A 24,474-nucleotide genomic window follows, 5' to 3' on the forward strand; every position below is an offset into this window, starting at 1 on the left:
TTCTTGGGTGATACGGCTCACGGGAGCCGAAATCCTGGCTAACGTGCCCAGGCATGAAGTTCAACCTCGCCACCGTCTTCGAGACCGTCGCCGATGCCGTGCCCGAGCGGGTGGCCCTCACCTACGAGGGTCGCTCCCTGACGTACGCCGAGTTCGACCGGGAGGCGACCCAGGTCGGCCACCTGTTCGCCGCCTCCGGGGTCGCGCCCGGCGAGCACGTCGCGATCTTCCTCAAGAACTGCGTCGAGCACGTCACCGCGATGGTCGGCCTGCTCAAGGTCCGCGCGGTCCCGATCAACGTCAACTACCGCTACACCGCCGCGGAGCTGGAGTACCTCTTCACCAACTCCGACAGCGTCGCGGTCGTCGTCGAGGAGGCCGGGCACCAGCAGGTGCTGGCCTCGATCCTCGACCGCCTCCCCCACGTCCGCACCGTGTACGTCGTCGGGCAGGCCGACGCGGCGCTCGTGGCCGCGGCGGGCGAGCGCGACGTGGACCTGGTGGACTTCGCGGGCTGGCGCGACCAGTCGACCGAGCGCGACTTCGCGGAGCGCACCGGGGACGAGCACTACATCCTCTACACCGGCGGCACCACGGGCTACCCGAAGGGCGTCGTCTGGACCCACGACGACCTCTTCCACAAGCCGCTCTCGGGCGGCAACCCCTACGGCGACGCGCACCCGGACCTCGCGGCGATCGCGACGGCCGCCCAGGCGATGCCGCCGATCTCGTTCCTCATCGCGGCGCCGCTGATGCACGGCGCGGCGTCGTACGCGATGTTCTTCTACTTCATCTTCGGCGGTCGCCTGGTCATGCTCCGCGACTTCGACCCGGCGAGGATCGTCGACGGCATCGCGAACGACGGGTTGCAGAGCCTGCTGATCGTCGGCGACGCGATGGGCATGCCGCTCGCCGACGAGATGGAGCGGCGCAAGGACGAGGTCGACTACTCGCCGCTGTTCATGGTCACCTCCGGCGGCGCGATCTGGTCGCAGGCCTGCCGCGACCGGTTCAAGGAGCTCGCGCCCAACGCCATGCAGCGCGACAACTTCGGCGCCTCGGAGTCCGGCAACGACGGCGAGATCACCCTCGACGACAACGGCAACCTGCGCGTGCCGGCCACCGACAAGATGCTCGTCGTCGACGACACCCTCGCGGAGGTGCCGGCCGGCCCCGAGAACGTCGGCCTGATCGCCCGCCTCGGTCCGGTCCCCCAGGGCTACTACAAGGACGAGGAGAAGACCGCCCGCACCTTCCGCACGCTGCCCGACGGCCGCCGCTGCTCGGTGCTCGGCGACATGGGCTACCGCGACCACGACGGCTCGATCGTCTTCCTCGGCCGCGGCTCGCAGTGCATCAACACCGGTGGCGAGAAGGTCTACGTCGAGGAGGTCGAGAACGTCCTCCACGGCCACCCCGACATCGCCGACGTCCTCGTCGTCGCGGTCCCCGACGACCGGCTCGGCGAGCGGGTCGCCGCCGTCGTCTCCCCGCGGGAGGGCCGCGAGCCGCAGCTCGAGGACGTCCAGCGCCATGCCCGGGAGTCGCTGGCCGGCTACAAGGTCCCTCGCGACCTGGTCGTCGTGCCGGAGGTCAAGCGCACCCCCGCCGGCAAGGCGGACTACCGCTGGGCCAAGGAGGTCGCCCGCGACCACGCGCCGACGCCCGCCTGACCGATGACTCGCACCACCCTCCCAGGTCGTAGGTGAGGGACGGTCGCTCGACCGCCCGCCCACCTCGATCCCGGGAGGGACCATGACCCAGCTCGACATGTACCCGTGCCTCTGGTTCGACGGCAACGCCCAGGAGGCCGCGGAGTTCTACGCCGCTCGCCTGCCGGACAGCCACGTCGACAAGGTCTGGCTGAGCCCGTCGGAGACGCCCTCGGGCCCGGCCGGCATGGTGCTGGTCGTCGACTTCACGCTCGCCGGGCAGCGGGTGCAGGGGCTGAACGGCGGGCCGGACTTCCGGTTCTCCGAGGCGATCTCGCTCGTGCTCGAGTGCGACGGCCAGGAGGACGTCGACCGGCTGTGGGACGACCTGCTCGCCGACGGCGGCGAGCCCGGCCCGTGCGGGTGGCTCAAGGACCGGTTCGGGCTCTCGTGGCAGGTCGTCCCCCGTCGCCTGAACGAGCTGCTCGACGACGCCGATCCCGAGCGGGCCCGCCGCGCGATGGACGCGATGATGCAGATGGGCAAGATCGACGTCGCTGCCCTCGAGCGGGCGGCGGACGGCGCCTCGTGACGGGACCCGCCCGCCGACCGCAGTCCCACGTCCGTGCAGGCCAGCAGCGGGAGCGGGTGTAGGGGCGGGCGTCGGCGTGCGTCGCCGTGGAACCCCACTACAGCCGGCGGGCAGGTCTCTGACACCAGCGTGCGCCCACTACCGCCGCCGGCGCATCCCCAACATCGGGTAGGCGGTGACCGACCGTCCGGACGCGTCAACCGGCGAAGGCGGGGGCGTGACGCGGCCAGGGCCGCGCCTGCTCCAGCTGGCCGGCCACGGCGAGGAGCAGGCCCTCGCCGCCGAGGTCGGCCGCGAGCTGGACGCCGAGGGGGACGCCGGTCGCGTCCAGGCCCGCGGGCACGGACACGGCCGGCATCCCGGTCACGTTGAAGACGCTGGTGAAGCCCGAGTACGTCGCCGCGTGCTCGTAGATCGCCTCGGGCCGGGTCGTGTCGAGCAGCCCGAGCGGCGGGACCGGCTGCGCGAGCGTCGGCGTGAGCAGCAGGTCGTGGTCGCGGAAGGCCGCGCCGACCTGCCAGCCGACCTCCTGGAGGTAGCGCAGCGCGCGGTTGAGGTCGGCAGCCGACAGCGAGCCGTAGTGGTCGTGGAGCATCCGGGTGAACGGCTCGAGGTCGTCCTCGCGCAGGTCGCGGCCGAGCTCGGCCAGGCGGTCCTGCACGGTGACGACCAGGTGGGCGCCCATGACCAGGCCCGACCGGGCCGCGACCTCGGCGGCGTCGTACGGCGCGTCGATCGGCACCACCTCGTGGCCCAGCTCCTCGAGCAGCCGCGCGGTGGCGAGCGCGGCCGCGACGCACGCGGGGTGGGTCTCGCGGTCGGCGAGGGTGGTGTACATCCCGATCCGCAGCCGCCCCGGGTCGCTCCGCGCAGCCTCGACGTAGGAGCCGGCCGGGGTCGGTGCGGCGAAGGCGTCGCCGGGCAGCGGACCCGCGGTCAGGTCGAGCAGCAGCGCGCTGTCGCGGACCGTGGTGGTGACGGCGTGGTGCACCGAGACGAGGTTCGACAGCGAGGCGGTCGACGGGGCGGTGGTGACTCGACCGCGACTCGGCTTGAGGCCCAGGAGGCCGCACGCCGAGGCGGGGATGCGGATCGACCCGCCGCCGTCGCTGGCGTGCGCGACCGGCACCAGTCCGGCCGAGACGGCCGCGGCTGACCCGCCGCTCGACCCACCCGGGGACCGGTGCGGCGCCCACGGGTTGCTGGTGGGCCCGCCCCACCGCGGCTCCGTGCTGGCGTTGAGGCCGAGCTCGGGGGTCTTGGTCGTGCCGAGCACCACCATCCCGGCCCGCCGGTAGCGCGTGACGACCTCGGAGTCGCGGTCGGCCACGGCGTCGGCGAACAGGCGCGACCCGCCCGTGGCGGGCAGCCCGGCGACGTACGTGCCGAGGTCCTTGACCAGGACGGGTACGCCGCGCAGCGGACCGTCGGGCAGCCCGGCGTCGACCTCGGCGAGCGCCTCCTCGTAGCGGGTGCTCACCATGACGCCGAGCCGGGCGTCGCCGTCCTCCAGGCGGGCGATCGCCGCCTCCGCCACCTCGCGGGCCGACACCTCTCCGGCCGCGACGGCCGCCGCGAGACCGGTGGCGTCCAGGGCTGCGAGGTCGGTCGTGGGGGTCACTCGTCGGCCCCGACGGCCACGTGGTGGCAGGCGACGGTGTGGCCGGGCGCGATCTCGCGCATCCGCGGTTCCTCGGCCGCGCACCGGTCGGTCGCGATCGGGCAGCGGGTGCGGAAGCGGCAGCCCGAGGGCGGGTCGAGCGGCGAGGGCAGCTCGACCGAGACCTGCTGGGCGTGCGGGTGGTCCTGCGGCTCGCCGGGGATCGAGGCGAGCAGCAGCCGGGTGTAGGGGTGCACCGAGGTGCGGTGCATCTCGTCGGAGGGCACGACCTCGCAGGCCTTGCCGAGGTACATCACCATCACCTGGTCGCTGATGTTCTTCACCACCGACACGTCGTGGGCGATGAAGACCATGCTCAGGCCGAACGAGCGGGCGCTGGTCTCCAGCAGGTTGAGGATCTGGGCCTGCACCGAGACGTCGAGCGAGGAGACCGGCTCGTCGCAGATGAGCACCTCGGGGTCCATCATCAGCGCGCGGGCGATGCAGACCCGCTGGCACTGGCCGCCCGAGAGCTCGTGCGGGTGCTTGTCGCGGACCGCGTCGGGGTCCAGGCCGACCGAGCGGAGCATGTCGTCGACGAGCACGTCCTTCGGCGTCTCCCCGTCGTGGCCCCAGATCGAGCGGCCCTCCCAGACCAGGTCCTTGACCTTGCGCCGCGGGTTCAGCGCCGAGACCGGGTCCTGCATGATGATCTGCATCCGGGCGCGGGCCCGGCGCAGGTCGCGGGACCCGAGCTCGGTCAGCTCCAGGTCACCCAGGCGCACGCTGCCGGAGTCGGGCGGCGGCAGCTGGATGAGCGCCCGCCCGATGGTCGACTTGCCGCAGCCGGACTCGCCCAGGATGCCGAGCGTCGTGCCGGGCGGGACCTCGAGGCTGACGCCGGAGACGGCGTGCACCTTCTGGCCGCGGCCGACGGGGAACTCCACGACCACGTCGGTCGCCGTCAACGTGGAGGCGTGGGTGCGGGCCGGTGCGGCCTGCTCGGTGACGGTCATGCTCCGACCTCCTGGCGCTGGTGCTGCAGCGGCGCGGTCAACGGGAAGTGGCAGGCGACGACCGAGCCGGCCGCCGCACCACGCGGCTCGAGGGCCGGCGCCTCGACGCGGCAGCGGTCCACGGCGTACCGGCAGCGGGCCGCGAAGCGGCACCCGGCCGGCGGCGCGAGCATGTTCGGCGGCGAACCCTCGATGGTGGCGAGCAGGCTGTGCGGCCGGCTCTCGATGCTCGGGATCGACTCGATGAGCGCCTGGCTGTAGGGGTGCCGCGGCGTGCCGAAGACGGCGTCGGTGGCGGCGGACTCGGCCACGCGGCCGGCGTACATCACCGCCACCCGGTCCGTGCGACCCGCGACCGTGCCGAGGTCGTGGCTGACCAGGATCGTGGCCATGTCGAGCCGCTCGGCCAGCGACTGGAGCAGGTCGAGGATCTGCTTCTGCACGGTCACGTCGAGGGCGGTGGTCGGCTCGTCGGCGATGAGCAGCTGCGGGTCGCAGGCGAGCGCCATCGCGATGACGACGCGCTGGCGCATGCCGCCGGAGAGCTCGTGGGGGTACTGCCCGGCCCGGCGCGCCGGCTCCGGGATGCCGACCTGGCGCAGGAGCTCCACCGCGCGCTCGCGGGCGGCGCCCTTGCTGAGCCCCCGGTGGAGCCGGAGGCTCTCCGTCAGGTGCAGCCCGACCCGCTTGACCGGGTTGAGCGAGGTCATCGGGTCCTGGAAGACCATCGCGACCGTGGTGCCCCACAGCTCGCGCCGCCTCGCTTGCTTGACACCGTGGACGTCGACGCCGGCCAGCCGCACCGACCCCGTGACCTGCGTGGCGGGGCCGTTGGTGATCAGCCCCATGATCGTCCGCCCGAGCACGGACTTGCCCGACCCGGACTCCCCCACGATGCCGAGCGTCTCGCCGGCCGCGAGGCTCAGCGACACCCCGTCGACGGCGCGCATGGCGCCCCGCGGGGTCCGGAAGGTGGTGTGGAGGTCGTCGACCTCGAGCAGGGGTGCGGTCACAGCTTCACGCTCCGGGAGTCCCAACGCGCGCGGGCCTTCTCGCCCACGAGGTTGAAGGCGAACACGGTCAGGAAGAGGAAGGCGCCGGGCACCAGGACGATCTGCGGGTGCTCCTGGAACACGTCGCCCTCGCCCTCGGCGATCATGTTCCCCCAGGTGGGGGCCGGCGGCTGGATGCCGAGGCCGAGGAAGCTCAGCGACGCCTCGGCGACGATGAGGATCGAGATCATCACGATCGCCAGCGACACGATCGGCAGCAGCACGTTCGGCAGCAGCTCGCGCAGCATGATCCGGCCCCGCGTCGCCCCGAGGGCGCGCGCCGCGACCACGAACTCGCGGTTCGCGTACGCCATCGTGGTGGCGCGGGCGAGCCGCACCATGCTCGGGATCGTCAGCAGCGCCAGGGAGAAGGCGATGTTGCGCAGCTTCGGCTCCAGCACCGTCGCGAGGGCGATGAGCAGGATGAGCGGCGGCACCGCCAGCAGCGAGTTGGTCAGCACGCCGACCACGCGGTCCACGCTCTTCTGGAAGTAACCGGCCAGCAGGCCGATCGCACCACCGATGACCGTGCCGATGACCACGGCACTGAGCGCGATCAGCAACGACGAGCGGGCGCCGTACACGGAGCGGGCGAGCAGGTCCAGGCCGAAGCCGTTGGTGCCGAGCGGGTGCTCGGAGGTCAGGTCGGGGCGCGTGAACGGCTCCTCGAGCAGGGTGCTCGCGACGTCCTCGTGCTCGGCGAACGGCAGCACCGGCGCGAGCAGGGCCACCCCGACGAGGAGGACCAGCCACGCCATCGCGAGCCAGTACGTCAGGTCGAAGCCGGGGCCCGCGACGGCCCGGCCGAGGCGCGACCCGCCGGCACCGGCCAGCAGCAGGCCGACCAGCACCAGGGCCAGCTTCGCGACCGTGACGAGCGGGGCGAGGAGGCCGACCACGAGCAGCGCGAGGCCGACGACGGCCAGGCCGGCGCCGAGGAGGACCGTCGTACGCCGTGGGCGTGCGACCGGCGCGTCGGTCGCGGCCGCGGGGGCCAGCGCCGCGGACTCCGGCGGCTCCGCCCCGCGCACCGGGGTGTCCTCGGCCCCGGCCGACGACGGGGCCTCGGGCTGGGTGAGCTCAGACATGGGCACGTCGCGTCCTGGGGTCGAGGTAGCCGTAGGAGAGGTCGATGCCGGCGTTGATGAGCACGTAGAGCACCGCGATCACCAGCACCGCGCCCTGGACCATCGGGAAGTCGCCCTGGTTGGCGGCGTTGACGACCAGGGAGCCCATGCCGGGCAGGGAGAAGAGGTACTCCACGATCACGGTGCTGCCGATGAGCCGGCCGAGGCTGAGGCCCATCAGCGTCACCAGCGAGAACGACGAGGGTCGCAGCGCGTCGGAGAACAGCACGCGCAGCGGCGGCATCCCCTTCGCGCGGGCCGCGAGGATGAAGTCCTCGCGCAGCGTGGTGATCAGGTCGCCGCGGAGCACCCGGGCGAACATCGCCAGCTCCGCGAGGGCCACGGTCAGCGCCGGCAGGAACGCGTGGTGCAGGTTGCCGAGCAGGTCGCCCTCCCCCAGCCGGACCCACTCCGACCGGGGGAACCAGCCGGTCCCGTTGACGACCAGCATGATGAGCAGCAGGCCGGCCAGGAAGCTCGGCACGGACAGCAGGGCGAAGGTGCCGGCCCCGATGAGCCGGTCGACCTTGCCGCCTTCGTGGTAGGCCGACCACATCGCGACGGGGACGGCGATGACCATTGCCATCACCAGCCCCATCACCGCGATCTGGAGGCTCACCGGGAGCGCCGAGACGATCCGGTCGACCACCTCGGACTGCGGGGGGACCACGGACCGGCCGAGGTCCCCCTGCACCGCCGACGCCAGCCAGTCGAGGTACCGGCTGAACGTCGGCTCGTCCAGCCCGAGCTGCTGGCGCAGCTCGGTGTACGCCTCGGGCGGCTGACCGGCGCCGAGGATCGCCACCGCCGGGTCGCCCGGCAGCAGCGCCATCAGGGAGAAGACCCCGAGGGAGACGATCAGCAGGACGAGGACCAGCTCACCGACCCGCAGGGCCAGCTTGCGGGTCACTGCACCAGCCAGGCGTCCGAGAAGTCGGGCATGTACTCGGCACCCAGCTCGACGCCGTAGACGTTCTCGTTCCACGCGTGGATGGCGGCGTTGGCGCCGGAGACGACGTTCGGGACGTCCTCGTTGTGCAGCGCCTGCATCTTGTCGAGGACCTCCTTCATCTCCTCGTCGCTGTCGGCGGCGCGCAGGTCGGCCAGCAGGCCGTCCATCTCCTCCGAGGCGTAGCCGGTGGCGTTGCCGAAGCTGGCGGAGTTGAACTCGCTGTTCATGCGGTGGTACGGGTCGGACTCGGCGGCCGACAGTGCGCCGCGGGCCAGGTCGAAGTCGTGGTCGACGTAGACGCGGGAGGTCTGGTCGGCGATCGAGGCGACCAGGTCGGTCTTCACCTTGAAGCCCACGCGCTCGAGCATCGCCTTCATCGCGACGGCCTGGGTGCGCGAGGTCGGGTCGGAGCCGTCGAGGTAGGTGATCTCGCCGTCGAACCCGTCGGCCTTGGCCTCCTCGACGAGACGCTTGGCCTCCTCGAGGTCCACGGGCAGCGCGGCCTCGCTGGTGTCCCACTTCGACTCCGGCGGGAACATCTCCTTGCCCGGGAGGCCCTTGCCGTCGTACGACCGCTGGTAGTCCAGCTCCGGGTCGTAGGCCAGCGCGATCGCGCGGCGCACGCGCGGGTCGGCACCCGGGTAGCCCTCGCGGTTGTTGATCGAGATGGTGTTGCCGAAGCTGGTGAGCGTCAGGTTGCCCGCGATGCCGGCCTCGACGACCTCGTCGACGACCTTCGGGTCACGCATGAACGCCACGTCGGCGCTGCCGTCCTCGAGCGCGTCGAGCTTGGACTCGTCGGTGAGCGGCCAGAAGAAGCGGATGGCGTCGAGGTTCGGGGCGCCGTCCCAGTAGTCCTTGTTCGCCTTGAGGATGAGCTCCTCGGCGGGCTTGTAGGAGCCGAAGACGAAGGCGCCCGCGCCGATCGGCGTGAACTCCTCGCCGGCGTACGCCGCCGGGGCGACGATCATGCCGACGGCCTGCGACAGCATCGCCGGGAACTTCGCCCACGCCTCGTTCATCGTGAACACGACGGTGCGCTCGTCGGCGACCTCCATGTTCTTCAGGTTCGGGCCGAGGATGGCGGTGTCGACGCCCTGGTTCTGCATGTACCAGTTGATGCTGCCGACGACGGCCTTCGCGTCCAGCGGCGTCCCGTCGGAGAAGTTGACGCCCTCGCGCAGGGTGAGCGTCCAGGTCTTGAGGTCGTCGCTGCTCTCGAGGGACTCCGCGAGCTTGGGCTCGAACTGCTGGGTCTCGGTGTCGAGGGTCATCAGCGTGTCGTAGACCGCGAGCATCGCGCCGCCGCCGGAGGCTCCGGTGGCGTAGCTGACCGCCGGGCTCAGGCTGCGGATCTCGCCGTAGTCGGCGAAGTCGAGGGTGCCGCCCTCGACCGGCTCGCCGGCCTCCGGCTGGTCACCGATGACGCCGAACTGGTACCGACCGCGGTCGACCTCGGCGCTCCCGCTCTGCGAGTCCTTCTCCTCGCCGTCGTCGGACGCGCACCCCGTGAGGAGCAGGGCGCCGGTGACAGCGGTGACGGCGAGACGGGCCAGGACACCCTGGTGCAACTTCATGTCGTTCCTCCGGATCGGGGTGGTGCGGGAGGTGCTCGGACCGCCCGTGCACCGTGCTGCGCCGGACGCTAGGGGCTGTGCGCTGGGTCACTCGGCGGCCAGTCCCACTCAACGGGCGGATCTAAGACAGCTGTCTGCTCCACCGCCGGCGGGCGGCTCCGGGCCGACGCGGAGGCCCGCGCCCCGACGCGCGACGATGACCCCGTGGAGGACGAGAACCGCGACGCTCGGCGACGGATGATCGAGGTCGCCGAACGGCTCGTGGCCGAGGAGGGCCTCGGCTCGGTGTCGCTGCGCCGGGTCGGGCAGGAGGCGGGGCAGCGCAACAACTCCGCGGCGCAGTACCACTTCGGGTCCAGGCAGGGCCTGGTCGACGCGATCGTGCAGCTGCGCTCCGCGCAGATCGACGCCCGCCGCGCGGAGCTGCTCACCGCGCTGGAGAAGGAGCTCGACGGCCGACCCGCGGACGTGCGCTCGCTGGTGCGGCTGCTGGTGCACCCGCTCGTCGAGAGCGCGGCCGGCGAGCCACGGCGTACCCACTACCTGCGGTTCCTCGCGAACGCCACCGACCACTACTCACTGCGGGGCTCCTGGCAGGTCGGGGAGTTCCACCCGCCGACCTACCAGCTCGTCGTCCAGCGGCTCCGCGCCACGCTCCCAGGGGTCTCGCAGGCGACGTTCGACCGGCGGATGCGCTGGGTCTCCCGCGTCAGCCTCCGGCTGCTGGCCGACCACGAGCTGACCCTGGTGCAGGACGACGGCGGCCTGGTCGCGGGCACCACTGCGCAGGTGCTCGCCGACGTCGTCGACATGCTGGTCGCCCTCGTCGCCGCACCGGACGACCACGGGGACGAGGCCGGGGACCAGGACTAGCTGCCGGCCGGCAGGTACGCCGTCGCGCGCACCTCGAGGTGGGAGGTGGGGGCGTACGCGTCCTCGTGCCCGGGCGGGACGATCGCGGTGCGCTCGCGGCTCATGCCGGCACCGGCTCGGCCCACGCGGCCGCGAAGACCTCGTGCGGCAAGGGGTCGCTCCACCGGCCGGTGAGCGCGAGACCCGCGGCCAGTCGGCCGATCTCGTCGGCCGCCATCGCACCCCGTTCGCCCTCGACGACCACGACGGTGCGGTCGTCGGCCCAGTCGATGTAGGGACGGTCCGAGGGGGTCGCGCAGACCAGGCACGGCCGGGTCCGCATCGACAGCACCTCGAGTTCCGGCAGGAGCTCGTCGAGGAGCGCCCGGGTCTCCGCCAGGTCCGCCTGGTCACCGCCGGTGCGGGTCCACGCCGCGATCTCCTCGCGGTTGTGCAGCGGGTGGCGGAGCAGGCTGTCGCCGGAGGTCTTGAGGTACCACCGGCCGTCCGGGTACTGCACCGGCGCCATCACGATGCCGCCGTACAACCGCTCGCCGTCGCGGACCTTCATCATCATCATCGTCGGCATGTCGACGGCGTCCGGGCCGGCGACCTCGGTGAGCACGACCGTCGCCCCGTAGGTCGGGGTGACCAGCGGCCGGTCGAGCAGCCCGGTGGCGTTCGTCGCGGCGCCGGTGGCGAGGACGACCCGATCGGCCAGTGCGGTCCGGCCGCCGCGGGTGCTCAGCCGGACGGCGTCGCCCACCCGCTCGGTCCCGACGACCTCGTCGCGCACCAGCTCCGCACCGGCCGCGACCGCCGCGGCCAGCTCCGCCCGCACCAGCGCCCGCGGGTTCAGGATCGCCGCGTCGCGCTCGCGCAGGGCGCCGTGGCCGGGCTCGAAGGTCAGCGAGGGGTACGCCGCGGCCAGCTGCTCCTCGTCGAGGTGGTCGACCTCCACGCCGAGGTCGACCGCGTTGCGCGCCAGCAGCTCGCGGTCGAACCACAGCGAGGGACCCGCGCCGTCACCGCCGGGCAGCACCGTGACCGAGTGGGTCGGGGTGAGGAAGTCGATCCCGGTGCGGGCGGCGAGGTCCGCGAAGCGCCGTCGGCTGCGCATCGCCAGCATCGAGGTCACCAGCGGCACCTCGAGCACGTGGCAGAGCCGCCCCTGGTCGTAGTAGCCGGCCCACGTCCCCTCATGGGTCGCCGGGTCGCCCGGCTCGTCCGGGCCGACGACGAGCACGCGGACGCCGGACTCGGCGGCGTGCCGGGCGGTCGCGGACCCCAGCGGACCCGCGCCGACCACGGCGAGGTCGTACGGCTGGTCGGGCCGCCCGGCGAGGGGCGGGTGGTCGTCGGGCACGGCGTCTCCGGGGTGAAGTGGGGCGGACGCGCGCCAGCGTGGCCGCCGTCGTCGACCGGGGACCGTCGCCGTCCCGCTCATCGGTAGGACGCTGTGGCCCGCGTCACCACGTGGACCAGACTGCCCGGGTCACCCGCACCACGAGTCCTCGCCAGGAGAGCGCATGACCACGCAGACCGATCCCCGCCTCGCCGCGCAGCAGGTCGTCGCCGGCCTCACGGGGCCGGGCGCGCCCTTCGAGCTGGTCCGCGAGGAGGTGCTGGGCGCGCCGGTGACGCTGTTCGCGAACCGTCGTCGCGCGCTGCACGAGGTCCTCGCCGACTCGGTCCAGCACGGCGACCGCCCCTTCATCGTCTCGCTCGAGGAGGAGCTCTCCTTCGCCAAGCACGCGGCCCAGGTCTCCTCGCTCGCCCAGGCGCTCCGGGAGGAGCACGGCGTGCGCCAGGGCGACCGCGTCGCCATCGCCGCCGCCAACACCACCGAGTGGATCCTCACCTTCTGGGCGGTCACCTCGATGGGCGCGATCGCCGTCGGCTTCAACGCCTGGTGGTCGGCGCGCGAGCTCGGCTACGGGCTCGAGCACGCCGAGCCGGTCCTGGTGGTCGCCGACGACAAGCGGCGGGCCCTCCTGGCCGACTCCCCCGTCCCGGTGCTCGGCCTCGACGACGTACGCCGCCTGGCGGCCGCGCACCCCGACGCGCCGCTGCCCTCGGCCGACGTCGCGGAGGACGACCCCGCGGTCATCCTCTACACCTCGGGCACCTCCGGGCGGCCCAAGGGCGCGACCCACTCGCACCGGAACCTGTGCTCGGTCATCGAGTACCACCGGATGAGCGACGCGCTGATGGCCGCCTTCGGCGACCCGACCGACCCGCGGGACCGGTCCTACCTGCTGGTCATGCCGCTCTTCCACATCGGCAGCCTGCACAACCTGGTCGCCCCGCGGCTCGCGACCGGCAGCAAGGTCGCCCTGCACCTCGGCTCGTTCCAGGTCGACCCCGTGATGCGGCTCGTCGAGAAGGCCCGGGTCACCAACTGGGGCGCCGTGCCGACGATGGCCGGCCGCCTGCTCGAGGCCGACCTGTCGGCGTACGACACCTCCTCGCTGCGCGCCTTCTCCCTCGCCTCCGCGCCGTCCTCGCCCCAGCTGAAGGAGCGGCTGCGCACCGGGCTGCCGTTCGCCTCGGCGCTGGTCGACAGCTACGGGCTCACCGAGTCGTGCACGGCCGTCGCCGTCGCCACGCCGATGGACCTGGCGGACACGCCCGGCACGCTCGGCCGACCGATCGTCGGGGTGGAGCTCGAGGTTCGCGGCGCCGACGGGCAGCCCGTGCCGGCCGGCGTCGAGGGCGAGATCTGCGTGCGCAGCGCCTACAACATGCTCGGCTACTGGAAGGACGACGTCGCCACCGCGAGCTCGTTGCGCGAGGGCCGCTGGCTGCACACCGGCGACCTCGGCACGCTCGACGAGCAGGGCCGGGTCAGCCTCAGCAGCCGGCGCTCGGACCTGATCATCCGCGGCGGCGAGAACGTCTACCCCGCCGAGGTGGAGGGCGTCCTCACCGACCACCCCGACGTCGCCGAGTGCATCGTCATGGGCGTCACCCACCCGGACCTGGGCCAGGAGGTCGGGGCGGTCGTCGTCCCGGCGCCGGGCGCGGCAGTCGACGGCCTGGAGGAGCGGCTGGCGGCGTACGCCTCCGAGCAGCTGGCGTACTTCAAGGTGCCGACCCGCTGGAAGCTCACCCCCCACCCGCTCCCCCGCAACGCCACCGGCAAGGTCGTGCGCCGCGAGGTCGCGCTCGAGCGCTGACCGGCAGGACCGGTACGACGAAGGGCCGCCCCCGACGTGGGGGGCGGCCCTTCCTGCTGTCGGCGAGCCGTCAGGCGGCGTCGCCGGTGCGGCTGCCCGCTTCGCGGGCGCCGACGACCAGCGAGACGACGAGGGCGGTGTCCTCCTCGAGCTCCCGCGGGTCGGTGCCGCGGTTGAGCGCGGAGATGATCATGCCGTACCACGCCTGCTCGAGGATCCCGAGCAGCCGCAGGTCGTGCGGGGTCGGGTCGGTGATGCCGCCGGCGTCGAGCATGAGGTCGATGAAGACCTCGGTCACGCCGGCCGAGGGGGTCTGGGCGACGGTCGCGTTGTTGGACTGCATCATCGCGTGGGCCAGCAGCGGACGCTCGAGCAGCTCGCGCCCGGCGCGCACCAGCATCCGGGCGATCCCCTCCGCCGGGGACTCATCGGGCACCCGCTCGACCGTCATCGCGGCGAGCCGCTCGACCTGCGAGCGCATCAGGGCGGTGAACAGGTGGGTCTTCGACGGGAAGTACCGGTAGAGCGTGGCGATCGCGACGCCGGCGTCCTTGGCGATGTCGTGCATCTGCACGCGCTCGAGGCCCTTGGCCGCCCCGTGGCGGGCGGCGGCACGGAGGATGCGGGCGTACCGCTCCTTCTGCTCGCGTGACGTCGGCTCGGCCGGCGGCCGGTCCTCAGCGACTCGTGGCACGGCTCTCCCTCGGTGGACGGTGGCTCCATCCTCCGGCTCGGCGCCACGTGGCGTGGGTCACGCTACCGATGAGTGAGACGCGTGACTCAATCCCGGGCGGCGCCGCGGCCCGGCCGGGGCAGGTGCTTGTCGATGAACAGCCCCTCCGCGGACACGCACACCTCGCCGCCCGCGACGATCTCGCCGGTCGTGCGGATCTTGCGGCCGTCGACCGACACCTGCCGCGCCCGGACCACGAGCTCCTCGAACAGCGGCGTCGGCCGGTGGTACCGCAGCGTCAGCGTGCCCGTCATCCCTGACACCCCCGCCCAGTGGTTCGCGACGCCGAGGGTGTGGTCCAGCAGCAGGGCCGAGACGCCACCGTGCACGCAGCCGGGCGGACCCTGGTACGGCAGGCCGAGCGTCACCCGCCCCTCGATCGACCCGTCCGGCAGCCCGCCCAGCGCCAGCGGCGGCGCCACCGCGTTCTCGGGTCCGGTCACCGGGTCGTGCCGGGTCACGCCCTCGCCCGCCCACATGTCGACCAGCCGTTGCTCGCGGGTCGGCGCGTGCAGCTCCAGGTGCTCCGCGACCTCCGTCAGCCGCTCCGCCACCTCGGCCATCTCCGCCGCCGACTGCCCGCCGGCGTGGAGCAGCGCCGCCATCACCCGCCGGGCGGCTGCCACGGCGGCGTCCACCCCCGCGTTGCTGGGCGTCGCGGTCAGGGTGGGTCGCTCGGTCACGGTTACGCTCCTGTCGACGTACGGCGCTCGCAGGCTAGGGCCCTTGGTGTCTTCCGCGCCGCCCCGTCCCGCCCACTCGGACCGCGCCAATTCAACCGGTGGTCCCTGCGGGGCGGGCGGCCGTCAGCTTCATCGGGGCGCCGACGAACCTGACGGTCCCCCGACGAAGCTTCATCGGTGGACCGTGAGGTTCATCGGGTAGCCGATGAACCTCACGGCCGGCCGGCTCGGTCAGATCATCGAGAGGAGCGGGCCGGGGGGCGGGGTGACGCCGATGTCGGTGAGGGCACCGACGTGGTTGACGGGGCCGGGGACGTGGATGGCGTGGGCGAGACCCATGTGGCCGTCGCGCCAGAACCGCTGGATGGGGTTGTCCATCCGCAGGCCGTTGCCGCCGGAGCGGGCGATGACCTCGTCCATGGCGCGGACGGCGCGCCAGGCGGCCGCGACCTGGGTGCGGCGGGAGGCGGCACGTTCGGCGAAGGTGATCTCGCGGCCGGCCTCGGCGGCGTCGTAGAACCGCGAGACGTTGTCGAGCATGGCGGTCCGCGAGGCCTTGATCTCCTCGGCGGCGGCGCCGATGGTCGACAGGACGTACGGGTCGTCGGTGGCCTTGGTGCCGGTCACCTGCACGCGCGTGCGCTGGTAGGCCAGGTGGGCGGCGAGGGCGCCCTCGGCGATGCCGATGACGGCGCTGGTGATCCCCATCGGGAACGCCGTGGTGAACGGGATGTGGTAGGTCGGGCTGGTCAGCCCGGCGTTCCGCGGGTGCGAGCCGTCGAGGAAGCCCATGAAGTCCATGACCCGGTTGGCGGGGATGAACGCGTCGCGGACGACGATGTCCTTCGACCCGGTCCCCCGCAGCCCGACGACGTCCCAGCTGTCCTCGACGATCTCGTAGTCCGACCGCGGCAGGATCACGTGGTAGTTGCGCGGCGGCATCACCCGGTTGCCGTCGGCGTCGCCGAGGAACGCGCCGAGGAAGATCCAGTCGCAGTGGTCGGTGCCGGAGGAGAACTGCCAGCGGCCGTTGAAGACGTAGCCGCCGTCGACGGGACGCAGGATCCCCATCGGGGCGTACGGCGAGGCGATCCAGGTGTCCTGGTCCTCGCCCCACACGGCCTGCTGCACCTCGGGGTCACACATCGCCATCTCCCAGGGGTGGACCCCGACGATGCCGGCCACCCAGCCGGTGGAGCCGTCGATCGACGCGATCCGCATGACGGTCTCGGCGAAGTCGCGCGGGTGCGCCTCCATGCCGCCGTACGTCGCGGGCTGCAGCATCCGCATGACGCCGGTGTCGCGCAGCAGCTTCGCCGCCGCGTCGTCGAGCCGGCCGAGCTTCTCGTTGGTCTCGGCGAGCGCGGCGATCTCCTCGGCGCGCTCCTCGACGGCGTCGAGCACGGGGTGGGGCACGGTTCCTCCTGGAGGCGGTGGGAGAGGCGGGTTGGCCGCGGGTTCAGTCGGCGCGGGCGAGGAACGCGAGCACGACGGCCTCCCAGGCCGCCTGCTGCTCGATCATCGCCCAGTGGCCGCAGTTGGGCAGGACGTGCAGCTCGGCGTCGGGGATGGTCCGCATCGGCACCAGCGCCATGTCGAGCGGGCTGACCCGGTCGTCGCGGCCCCACGTGAGCAGGGTGCGCGCGCGGACGCGGTGCAGCATCGCCCAGTACGGCGGCTCCGGGGACCGCTCGGCCGCGCGGGTCATGCCCTCGAGCGCGGCCCGGCTGTACATCCGGCGTGCTGCCTCGAGGGTGCTCGGCTCGGTCGCCTGGGCCCAGCGCTCCTCGACCATCTGCTCGGTGACGATCGAGCGGTCGAAGACCATCGAGTGCAGCCACGCGACGAGCCGTTCGCGGCTGGGCGACTCGGTGAACTCCATGAGCAGGTTGAGCCCCTCCCCGGGGGCCGGGCTGAAGATGTTGCGACCGATCCCGCCGACGGTGACCAGGCGGCGTACGCGCTCGGGCTCGGCGACGGCGAATCGGGTGCCGACCAGACCGCCCATCGAGTTGCCGACGACGTCGACCTGCTCGAGGCCGAGCCCGTCGAGGAACCGGCCCACCGCGGGCAGCGCGGCGGCCATCGGGTGCTGGTCGGTGGGGTCGCTGACGCCGAAGCCGGGCAGCTCGAGGACCAGGCAGCGGAAGTGCGGGGCGAAGGTCGGGAGATTCTCGCCGAAGTTGCGCCAGCCGGTCACGCCCGGGCCGGAGCCGTGGAGCATCAGCAGCGGTCGCGCGGCCGGGTCGCCGGCCTCGTGGTAGCGCAGCACCCCCTGGTCGGTCGGCAGCTCCCGCACGTCGGCACTGCTCACCTCGGCGATGATCACGCGGTCACGGTCCGCAACCGGCGGGAGCCGCGCCCGGGCTGGAAGTCGGGGAAGAGCTCGGCGCCCACGCGGCGCGCGGCGTCGAGGACGAGCGGCGCGACCCGCTCGAGCGGCGTCGAGGCGTCGCCGACGAGCGAGATCGCGGCGACCGGACCCTCGGGTCCGCGGATGCAGGCCGCGACGCAGGCGACCTCGTCGAAGCACTCGCCGCGCTCGAAGGCCAGCCCGTGGCGGGCGCGGACCCGGGTGAGCTCGTGGTGGAGGGCCTCCACCTGCGCCACCGTGCGGCCGGTCATCGCCCGCATGTCGGCGCCCACCCGCTCGTCGACGTCCTCGGCCGGCAGGTAGGCCAGCATCGCGCGGCCCAGGGCGGTGCAGTGCGCCGGCGCGTAGCCGCCGACCCGCGAGGGCACGGCCGTCGCGATGCGCGCACCGATCTTGTCCAGGTAGCGCACCCGACCCTCGTCGAGCACCGCGAGGTGGACGGTCAGGCCGGTCCGGATCATCAGCGAGTGCAGGTGGGTGGCGGCCGCCGCGCGCAGCTCGGAGGTGTCGTCCGTGGCGCCGCCGAGCTGGAGTGCGCGCTGACCGAGGCTGTAGCCGGCGGCGGAGTGCTCGAGCCACTGCAGCTTCAGCAGCTGGTCGAGGATCCGGTGCGCGGTCGACCGCGGCAGGTGGGTGATCCGGGCGACGTCCTCCAGCGTCAGCCGCGCCGTCCGGCACGGGAACGCGTCGAGGATCAGCGTCATCCGCTCGACCATCGAGGGCGGCAGCTCTCGGCGCTCGGGGGCTTCGGCGCGGGCGATCGACATGGCTCTCCTCGGGGTAGACCTGGGCAGAACTGAAATTCATTCTAGGTACAGCGACGGGCGTCACAGTAGTCCTCCCAGCGCCCGACGGAAGCCCAGAACCAGAATTCGTTCTAGTTTTTGCCGAACGGATTCCGCCCTTCCGGTCAGTGGGACCGGCGACCCACGCCGGAGCCGCCGCCGACCCACACTCGACCGACCGTCACCACACCCGCCGAAGCACCAGCTGGAGGACAGATGAGCGCCGCCCCGGACGAGGTCCGCCACATCGAGGCGGAGGCCGCACCGACGCGGTACGCGCGGGGCTGGCACTGCCTCGGCCTCGAGCGCGACTTCCGCGACGGCGAGCCGCACGGCATCGAGGCCTTCGGCGGCAAGCTCGTCGTCTTCGCCGACCGCGCCGGCGACATCAAGGTGCTCGACTCCTACTGCCGCCACATGGGCGGCGACCTGTCCCAGGGCCAGGTCAAGGGCGACGAGGTCGCCTGCCCCTTCCACGACTGGCGCTGGGGCGGCGACGGCCGCTGCAAGCAGATCCCGTACGCCCGTCGCGTGCCCCTGCGCGCCCGCACCCAGGCCTGGCCGACGCTGGTGCAGGACGGGATGCTCTTCGTCTGGAACGACCCCGAGGGCAACCCGCCGCCGGCCGACGTGACGATCCCCCGCATCGAGGCCTACGACGACCCCGAGTTCACCGACTGGGTCTGGTACACCACGACCATCCAGGGTGCGAACTGCCGCGAGATCGTCGACAACGTCGTGGACATGGCGCACTTCTTCTACGTGCACTACTCGTTCCCGACGTACTTCAAGAACGTCTTCGAGGGCCACACCGCCACGCAGTTCATGAACGGCGAGAGCCGCGAGGACATCCTGCCCCCGCCGAAGGAGGGCCGCCCGCCGGCCGTCAAGGCGCAGACGTCGGTGGCCAGCTACCACGGGCCCTCGTTCATGATCGACGACCTCGTCTACCACTACGACGACTTCGACGTCCCGGCCGTGCTCATCAACTGCCACTACCCGGTCGACGCCGACACCTTCGTCCTGCAGTACGGCGTCACGGTCAAGAAGCTGCCCGGTCTCGACGACGCGGCGGCGACGAAGATGGCCGAGAAGATGGGCAACTTCATCCGGCTCGGCTTCGAGCAGGACGTCGCCATCTGGAAGTCCAAGGCCCGCATCGACAACCCGCTGCTGTGCGAGGAGGACGGGCCGGTCTACCAGCTGCGCCGCTGGTACGAGCAGTTCTACGTCGACGTCGCGGACGTGACGCCGGAGATGACCGAGCGGTTCGAGTTCGAGATCGACACGACCCGCCCGAACGAGGCGTGGCGCCGCGAGGTGGAGGAGAACCTCGCCCGCCGGGACGTGACCAGCGACGCCACCAGCGGGCAGCCGGCCTGATGTCGGTCCGCCCGGACAACCGGCTCGCCGACGGGCCGATGACGCCCGTGTCCTGCACGACGTGCGGGGCCCGGGTCGAGGCGCGCAAGAGCAGCTGGGAGCAGACCACCGTCCAGTGGCACGCCGACGCCGTCGAGCGCTGCCTCGAGCGGCGGGCGAGCAGCCCGCGCTCGGGGCCCAACGGCGCGGCGTTCGCCGGCTGCGAGGCGCTGCGGGCCAGCATCCGGGAGGCGGCCGTCCGCGGCGACCTCACCGTGCAGGACGGCGCGCCGCTGCCCACCAACCCCGAGCACCCGCACCCCGCCAGCCCCCATCCTGACGGCCCCGACCACGAGGTGATCCACGCATGATCGACGTCGACCGCCACGGCCCCTGGGCCGTCATCGCCGGCGGCTCGGAGGGCGTCGGTGCGTCCTTCGCCACCCAGCTCGCCGAGGCGGGGCTGAACCTGGTGCTGCTCGCCCGCAAGCCCGGCCCGCTGGAGGAGACCGCCGAGGCGGCCCGCGCGCTCGGCGCCGAGGTCCGCACCCTGGCCGTCGACCTCACCGACGGCGACGCGATGGAGCGGATCGCGGCGGTCACCGACGACCTCGAGGTCGGCCTGCTGGTCTACAACGCCGGCGCCAACACCTACGGCCACGAGTTCGTGACCGGCGACCTCGAGCGGTTCCAGCAGGTCATCGACCTCAACATCACCGCCCAGCTCGCGCTGGTGCGCCACTTCGGCGAGCCGATGAAGCAGCGCCGCCGCGGCGGTCTGCTGCTCGTCGGCTCGCTGGCCGGCTTCATGGGCTCCGCCCAGATCTCGGTGTACGCCGCGGTGAAGGCCTTCTGCCGCGTCTTCGCCGAGGGCCTCTGGCTGGAGATGCGGGAGCACGACGTCGACGTGCTCGAGTTCGTCCTCGGCGTCACCCGCACCCCCGCGATGGCCCGCGCCGGCCTGGCGATGGACATCCCCGGCCTGCACGTCTCCGAGCCCGACGACGTGGCCCGCCAGGCGCTGGCCTCGCTCGGCGACGGCCCGGTGCAGGTGGCGGAGGGCAACGAGAAGGCCGTCGAGGTCCGCAGCCGCACCGACCGCGCGCGGCTCGTGCTCGGCGCGCACGAGGCCTCCAAGCGGATGCTCCCGCCGGCCTCGAAGCCCGCGTGAGCCTCCGGATCGGCCTGGTCAGCCCCGTCGTCACCGCCAACCCCGGCGCCCACCAGCCCTGGGAGGCCGAGGCCGGCATCGAGGGGCTGGCCCGCATCGCGACCGTCGCGGACGGGCTCGGCTTCGACCACCTCACCTGCAGCGAGCACGTCGCGGTGCCGAGGGCCGTCGCGGCCGAGCGCGGCGCGACGTACTGGGACCCGCTCGCCACCCTCGGCTACCTCGCCGCCCGCACCGAGCGGATCCGGCTGGCCACCCAGGTGCTGGTGCTCGGCTACCACCACCCGCTGGAGATCGCGAAGCGCTACGGCACCCTCGACGTCGTCAGCGGCGGCCGGGTCGTGCTGGGTCTCGGCGTCGGGTCGCTGGAGGAGGAGTTCGCGCTGCTCGGCGCGACCTTCGAGGGTCGCGGCGCGATCGCGGACGACGCGCTCGCCGCGCTGCGCGCCTCCCTGGGCCGGCGCACGCCCAGCTACGCCGGCACCCACTACTCCTTCGACGACGTCGTCGTCGAGCCGCACGCCGTCCAGGACCGGGTGCCGCTGTGGATCGGCGGGCGTACGCCGCGCTCGCTGCGCCGAGCACTGGCCCTGGGCGACGGCTGGGTGCCGTTCGGGCTGGGACTGTCGGCCCTCACCGAGATGCTGGCGAACGCCGAGCTCCCGGAGGGCTTCGAGGTCGTCCTCTCCCCCGGTCGCCCGGTCGACGTGCTCGGCGACCGCGACGCCACGGCCACGCGCCTGCGGCGGGTGCTCGACGCGGGCGCCACGATGATCAGCACCGCGGTCCACGCGACCTCGGCGGACCACTACTGCGAGCAGCTGGCGGCGCTGGCCGCCGTCGGCGAGGAGATCGGATGAGCACCGACGCGGACACGACGACCGACCGGCTCGCGGCGCTCGAGCGTCGCCTGCAGGCGCTCGAGGACGAGCGGGAGATCACCCACCTGGTGGCCGGGTACGGCCCGCTCGTCGACGCCGGCGCGGCGGAGGACGTCGCCGCGCTCTGGACCGAGGACGGGGTGTACGACGTCGACGAGGCCTTCCTCGACGGCGGTGACGCGATCCGTGCGATGGTGACCTCGTCGGGCCACCAGAAGTGGATCGAGCGCGGCTGCGCCCACGTCCTCGGGCCCGCGCGCGTGACCGTCGACGGCGACGAGGCCGTCGCGGTGTGCCACTCGCTCATGGTCGTCCACGGCGAGCAGGGCTTCCGCGTCCGCCGGGCCACCGCCAACCACTTCCAGCTGCGGCGTACGCCGGCGGGCTGGCGCGTCACGACCCGCACCAGTCGCGTCCTCGACGGCCGTCCGGAGTCCCCGGCGCTCCTCGGGGCCGGTGCCCGCGGCGAGCGCCCGTGAGCGGCCGGCGGCAGGGACGGCTCGCGGGGCGGGTCGCGGTGGTGACCGGTGCCGGCGACGGCATCGGCGCGGCGGTGGCCCGGGCGTACGTGGCCGAGGGCGCCCGCGTCGTGGTCGCCGAGCTGTCGGAGCAGCACGGCCGGGCCGTCGCGGCAGAGGTCGACGGTCTCTACGTGCGCACCGACGTCAGCGACAAGGCCCAGGTCCACGCGATGGTCGACGCCGCCGTCAGCACCTACGGCTCCATCGACGTGCTGGTCAACAACGCCTGGGGCCACATCCCCTACAGCCGTGTCGAGGACAAGACCGACGACACGGTCGACCGGGCCTTCGCGGTCGGCTTCCGCGGCCCGCTCTGGGCGATGCAGGCGGCGTTCCCGCACATGAAGAGCCGCGGCTGGGGTCGCGTCGTGAACATGTGCAGCCTCAACGGCGTCAACGCGCACATCGGCAGCATGGAGTACAACACCGCCAAGGAGGCGCTGCGCACCCTCACGCGCACCGCGGCCCGCGAGTGGGCGCCCACCGGCGTCGTCGTCAACGCGATGTGCCCCGGCGCGAAGAGCTCCGCCTTCCGCCGGGCGATGGCCGAGCACCCCGAGCTCGAGGCCGCCGCCGACGCCGGCAACCCGATGGGCCGGATCGGCGACCCGCTGGCCGACATCGCACCGGTCGCGGTCTTCCTCGCCGGCGATGACTGCCGCTACCTGACCGGCAACACGCTGTTCGTGGACGGTGGGGCGCACATCAACGGGGTCGCGTGGCAGCCTGACCTGCCGTGACCGAGCCGGCGCCCGACCTGACGTTCGCCCGCCTCGTCGCCGACCGCGCCGAGGACGACGCGACGGCGCTGTGGTTCGAGGAGTGCTCCTGGACCTGGCGCGAGGTCGTCGACGAGGCGCGCGTCCGCGCCGGCGTGCTCGACGAGCTCCGGGTCGACGGCCCCTGGCACGTCGGCCTGGCGATGGAGAACACCGCCGAGCACCTCTTCTGGTGGTGCGCCGCCGCGCTCGCCGGCGCGACGGTCGTCGGGATCAACCCCACCCGACGCGGGCCCGAGCTCGAGCGCGACGTCACCTTCACCCGCTGCCAGGCGCTCGTCGTCGACGACAGTCGCCGCCCGCTCATCGACGGGCTCGCCACCGGCGTCCCGCCGGAGCGCACCCTGCACGTCGACGACCCCGCCCTCGCCGGCCGGCTCGCCGCAGCGGCGCCGTTGGACCTCGCGCGGGCCGACGGCGTCGCGGCCGGCACGGCGTACTCCCTCGTCTTCACCTCTGGCACCACCTCGGCCCCGAAGGCGGTCATCTGCACCCAGGGCCGGCTCGCGCGGATCGCGGCGCAGCAGGCCGAGCGACGTGCCCTGACGGGCGACGACGTGTTCTACGTCGTGATGCCGATGTTCCACTCCAACGCGATCATGGCCGGCATCGCGCCGGCGGTGCGCACGGGCGGGACGGTCGTGCTGCGACGGCGGTTCTCGGCATCGGGCTGGCTGCCGGACGTGCGGCGGCACGGCGTGACGTTCTTCAACTACGTCGGCAAGCCGCTGCACTACGTCCTGGCCACGCCCGAGCGGCCCGACGACGCGGACAACCCGCTGCGGATCGCCTTCGGCAACGAGGCCTCCGAGCGCGACATCGCGGAGTTCTCCCGCCGCTTCGGCTGCCAGGTCGTCGACTCGTTCGGGTCGAGCGAGGGCGAGATCCGGGTGATGCGCACCCCCGACACCCCGCCCGGCTCGCTCGGCCGCGCGCCCGAGGGGACTGTCGTGGTCGACCCCGAGACGCTCGAGGAGTGCCCGCCGGCACGGTTCGACGACGCCGGGGTGCTGCTCAACGCCGACGAGGCGGTCGGCGAGATCGTCAACAAGACCGGCGCCGCGCTGTTCGAGGGCTACTGGGACAACCCCGAGGCCAACGCCCGACGGCTGCGGCACGGGTGGGTCTGGTCCGGTGACCTGGCCTACCGCGACGCCGACGGCTTCTTCTACTTCGCCGGACGCTCCGGCGACTGGCTCCGCGTTGACGGCGAGAACGTCGCGACCGCGCCCGTCGAGCGGCTGCTGGCCCGCTTCCCGTCGTTCTCGAACGTCGCCGTGCTGGCCGTGCCCGACGAGGCGGTGGGCGACGCCATCCTGGCGGTGGCCGAGCTCGAGCCGGGGGCGGTGTTCGACGCCGACGCCTTCGCCGACTTCCTGGCCGCGCAGCCCGACCTCGGCACCACGTGGGTGCCGCGCTACCTCCGCCTGGTCGACGCGCTTCCCCGCACCGCCACGAGCAAGGTCGTCAAGCGCAGGATCGACACCGGCCTCGACGGCGTGCTGGTCCGCGAGGGGCGGTCCTACCGCTACGGCGTACCGACCAGCGAGACCGGCCGTTTGCGTTCCTGACGCCGGACGACACGC

General features: G+C 73.0%; 23 protein-coding genes. 11 read left to right on the forward strand and 12 right to left on the reverse strand.

Annotation, left to right across the window (positions count from 1 at the left end; all coding sequences use genetic code 11):
- Positions 1-53 precede the first annotated feature (53 nt).
- Both H7344_RS07255 and H7344_RS07260 read left to right on the forward strand, forming a co-directional pair.
- On the forward strand, positions 54-1,673 hold the full coding sequence (locus H7344_RS07255; RefSeq protein WP_186345344.1) for an AMP-binding protein: 1,620 nt from the start codon (positions 54-56) through the stop codon (positions 1,671-1,673).
- A gap of 82 nt (positions 1,674-1,755) precedes the next feature.
- Positions 1,756-2,244 (forward strand): VOC family protein, encoded by a 489-nt coding sequence (locus H7344_RS07260; protein ID WP_222130343.1) that lies wholly within the window; start codon positions 1,756-1,758, stop codon positions 2,242-2,244.
- A gap of 196 nt (positions 2,245-2,440) precedes the next feature.
- On the opposite strand, the gene H7344_RS07265 is transcribed toward H7344_RS07260, so the two are convergent.
- The 6 genes from H7344_RS07265 to H7344_RS07290 are packed head-to-tail and all read right to left on the reverse strand — an operon-like array spanning position 2,441 to position 9,568.
- Positions 2,441-3,865 (reverse strand): amidase, encoded by a 1,425-nt coding sequence (locus H7344_RS07265; RefSeq protein WP_186345345.1) that lies wholly within the window; start codon positions 3,863-3,865, stop codon positions 2,441-2,443.
- Positions 3,862-4,860 (reverse strand): oligopeptide/dipeptide ABC transporter ATP-binding protein, encoded by a 999-nt coding sequence (locus H7344_RS07270; RefSeq protein ID WP_186345346.1) that lies wholly within the window; start codon positions 4,858-4,860, stop codon positions 3,862-3,864. Before H7344_RS07270 ends, H7344_RS07265 begins: the two co-directional genes overlap by 4 nt.
- A complete protein-coding gene (locus H7344_RS07275) occupies positions 4,857-5,873 on the reverse strand; it encodes an ABC transporter ATP-binding protein (RefSeq protein ID WP_229707061.1) in 1,017 nt (338 codons plus the stop codon). The genes H7344_RS07270 and H7344_RS07275 overlap by 4 nt, the downstream gene beginning before the upstream one ends.
- Complete coding sequence (locus H7344_RS07280; protein ID WP_186345347.1) at positions 5,870-7,000, reverse strand: ABC transporter permease; 1,131 nt, start codon at positions 6,998-7,000, stop codon at positions 5,870-5,872. Before H7344_RS07280 ends, H7344_RS07275 begins: the two co-directional genes overlap by 4 nt.
- On the reverse strand, positions 6,993-7,949 hold the full coding sequence (locus H7344_RS07285; protein WP_222130344.1) for an ABC transporter permease: 957 nt from the start codon (positions 7,947-7,949) through the stop codon (positions 6,993-6,995). Before H7344_RS07285 ends, H7344_RS07280 begins: the two co-directional genes overlap by 8 nt.
- The gene (locus tag H7344_RS07290; protein WP_186345348.1) at positions 7,946-9,568 is read right to left on the reverse strand and encodes an ABC transporter substrate-binding protein; all 1,623 of its coding nucleotides are present in this window, start codon (positions 9,566-9,568) and stop codon (positions 7,946-7,948) included. Before H7344_RS07290 ends, H7344_RS07285 begins: the two co-directional genes overlap by 4 nt.
- Positions 9,569-9,772: 204 nt before the next feature.
- On the opposite strand from H7344_RS07290, the gene H7344_RS07295 reads away from it, so the two are divergent.
- Positions 9,773-10,441 carry a TetR/AcrR family transcriptional regulator gene (locus H7344_RS07295; protein ID WP_186345349.1) on the forward strand — a complete coding sequence of 223 codons (669 nt, stop codon included), beginning with the start codon at positions 9,773-9,775 and terminating at the stop codon, positions 10,439-10,441.
- Positions 10,442-10,541: 100 nt separating this feature from the next.
- Here H7344_RS07295 and H7344_RS07300 read toward each other — a convergent pair whose 3' ends face one another.
- On the reverse strand, positions 10,542-11,786 hold the full coding sequence (locus H7344_RS07300; protein ID WP_222130345.1) for an NAD(P)/FAD-dependent oxidoreductase: 1,245 nt from the start codon (positions 11,784-11,786) through the stop codon (positions 10,542-10,544).
- A gap of 163 nt (positions 11,787-11,949) precedes the next feature.
- Between H7344_RS07300 and H7344_RS07305 the strand changes: the two genes are divergently transcribed.
- A complete protein-coding gene (locus H7344_RS07305) occupies positions 11,950-13,599 on the forward strand; it encodes a class I adenylate-forming enzyme family protein (protein WP_186345351.1) in 1,650 nt (549 codons plus the stop codon).
- Positions 13,600-13,669: 70 nt separating this feature from the next.
- On the opposite strand, the gene H7344_RS21105 is transcribed toward H7344_RS07305, so the two are convergent.
- From H7344_RS21105 to H7344_RS07330, 5 genes are all read right to left on the reverse strand, one after another.
- Entirely contained in the window at positions 13,670-14,293 is a 624-nt protein-coding gene (locus tag H7344_RS21105) for a TetR family transcriptional regulator (protein WP_186345352.1), read from the reverse strand.
- Positions 14,294-14,379: 86 nt separating this feature from the next.
- Positions 14,380-15,015, reverse strand: a complete 636-nt coding sequence (locus tag H7344_RS07315; RefSeq protein WP_222130346.1) for a PaaI family thioesterase — start codon at positions 15,013-15,015, stop codon at positions 14,380-14,382.
- A gap of 231 nt (positions 15,016-15,246) precedes the next feature.
- Entirely contained in the window at positions 15,247-16,431 is a 1,185-nt protein-coding gene (locus H7344_RS21110) for an acyl-CoA dehydrogenase family protein (RefSeq protein ID WP_186345353.1), read from the reverse strand.
- Between the two features lie 43 nt (positions 16,432-16,474).
- A complete protein-coding gene (locus H7344_RS07325) occupies positions 16,475-17,344 on the reverse strand; it encodes an alpha/beta fold hydrolase (RefSeq protein WP_222130347.1) in 870 nt (289 codons plus the stop codon).
- The gene (locus tag H7344_RS07330; RefSeq protein WP_186345354.1) at positions 17,341-18,156 is read right to left on the reverse strand and encodes an IclR family transcriptional regulator; all 816 of its coding nucleotides are present in this window, start codon (positions 18,154-18,156) and stop codon (positions 17,341-17,343) included. The genes H7344_RS07325 and H7344_RS07330 overlap by 4 nt, the downstream gene beginning before the upstream one ends.
- A gap of 234 nt (positions 18,157-18,390) precedes the next feature.
- Between H7344_RS07330 and H7344_RS07335 the strand changes: the two genes are divergently transcribed.
- The 7 genes from H7344_RS07335 to H7344_RS07365 are packed head-to-tail and all read left to right on the forward strand — an operon-like array spanning position 18,391 to position 24,459.
- Complete coding sequence (locus H7344_RS07335) at positions 18,391-19,557, forward strand: Rieske 2Fe-2S domain-containing protein (protein ID WP_186345355.1); 1,167 nt, start codon at positions 18,391-18,393, stop codon at positions 19,555-19,557.
- Positions 19,557-19,907: a hypothetical protein gene (locus H7344_RS07340; RefSeq protein WP_222130348.1), complete on the forward strand. Its 351-nt coding sequence runs from the start codon at positions 19,557-19,559 to the stop codon at positions 19,905-19,907. Before H7344_RS07335 ends, H7344_RS07340 begins: the two co-directional genes overlap by 1 nt.
- Positions 19,904-20,707: an SDR family NAD(P)-dependent oxidoreductase gene (locus H7344_RS07345; protein ID WP_186345356.1), complete on the forward strand. Its 804-nt coding sequence runs from the start codon at positions 19,904-19,906 to the stop codon at positions 20,705-20,707. The genes H7344_RS07340 and H7344_RS07345 overlap by 4 nt, the downstream gene beginning before the upstream one ends.
- The gene (locus H7344_RS07350) at positions 20,704-21,567 is read left to right on the forward strand and encodes a TIGR03619 family F420-dependent LLM class oxidoreductase (protein ID WP_186345357.1); all 864 of its coding nucleotides are present in this window, start codon (positions 20,704-20,706) and stop codon (positions 21,565-21,567) included. The genes H7344_RS07345 and H7344_RS07350 overlap by 4 nt, the downstream gene beginning before the upstream one ends.
- On the forward strand, positions 21,564-22,067 hold the full coding sequence (locus H7344_RS07355; protein ID WP_186345358.1) for a nuclear transport factor 2 family protein: 504 nt from the start codon (positions 21,564-21,566) through the stop codon (positions 22,065-22,067). The genes H7344_RS07350 and H7344_RS07355 overlap by 4 nt, the downstream gene beginning before the upstream one ends.
- The gene (locus H7344_RS07360; RefSeq protein ID WP_186345359.1) at positions 22,064-22,849 is read left to right on the forward strand and encodes an SDR family NAD(P)-dependent oxidoreductase; all 786 of its coding nucleotides are present in this window, start codon (positions 22,064-22,066) and stop codon (positions 22,847-22,849) included. The genes H7344_RS07355 and H7344_RS07360 overlap by 4 nt, the downstream gene beginning before the upstream one ends.
- Complete coding sequence (locus H7344_RS07365; protein WP_222130349.1) at positions 22,846-24,459, forward strand: AMP-binding protein; 1,614 nt, start codon at positions 22,846-22,848, stop codon at positions 24,457-24,459. The genes H7344_RS07360 and H7344_RS07365 overlap by 4 nt, the downstream gene beginning before the upstream one ends.
- Positions 24,460-24,474: the final 15 nt, after the last annotated feature.

Source organism: Nocardioides deserti (assembly GCF_014266025.1).
Taxonomy (GTDB): Bacteria; Actinomycetota; Actinomycetes; order Propionibacteriales; family Nocardioidaceae; genus Nocardioides; species Nocardioides deserti.

Coding starts and splice junctions, on each gene's coding strand:
- H7344_RS07340 (WP_222130348.1), top strand. CDS start 19,557: ATGTCGGTCCGCCCGGACAACCGGCTCGCCGACGGGCCGATGACGCCC.
- H7344_RS07280 (WP_186345347.1), bottom strand. CDS start 7,000: ATGTCTGAGCTCACCCAGCCCGAGGCCCCGTCGTCGGCCGGGGCCGAG.
- H7344_RS07335 (WP_186345355.1), top strand. CDS start 18,391: ATGAGCGCCGCCCCGGACGAGGTCCGCCACATCGAGGCGGAGGCCGCA.
- H7344_RS07355 (WP_186345358.1), top strand. CDS start 21,564: ATGAGCACCGACGCGGACACGACGACCGACCGGCTCGCGGCGCTCGAG.
- H7344_RS07255 (WP_186345344.1), top strand. CDS start 54: ATGAAGTTCAACCTCGCCACCGTCTTCGAGACCGTCGCCGATGCCGTG.
- H7344_RS07330 (WP_186345354.1), bottom strand. CDS start 18,156: ATGTCGATCGCCCGCGCCGAAGCCCCCGAGCGCCGAGAGCTGCCGCCC.
- H7344_RS07305 (WP_186345351.1), top strand. CDS start 11,950: ATGACCACGCAGACCGATCCCCGCCTCGCCGCGCAGCAGGTCGTCGCC.
- H7344_RS07345 (WP_186345356.1), top strand. CDS start 19,904: ATGATCGACGTCGACCGCCACGGCCCCTGGGCCGTCATCGCCGGCGGC.
- H7344_RS07260 (WP_222130343.1), top strand. CDS start 1,756: ATGACCCAGCTCGACATGTACCCGTGCCTCTGGTTCGACGGCAACGCC.
- H7344_RS07270 (WP_186345346.1), bottom strand. CDS start 4,860: ATGACCGTCACCGAGCAGGCCGCACCGGCCCGCACCCACGCCTCCACG.
- H7344_RS07290 (WP_186345348.1), bottom strand. CDS start 9,568: ATGAAGTTGCACCAGGGTGTCCTGGCCCGTCTCGCCGTCACCGCTGTC.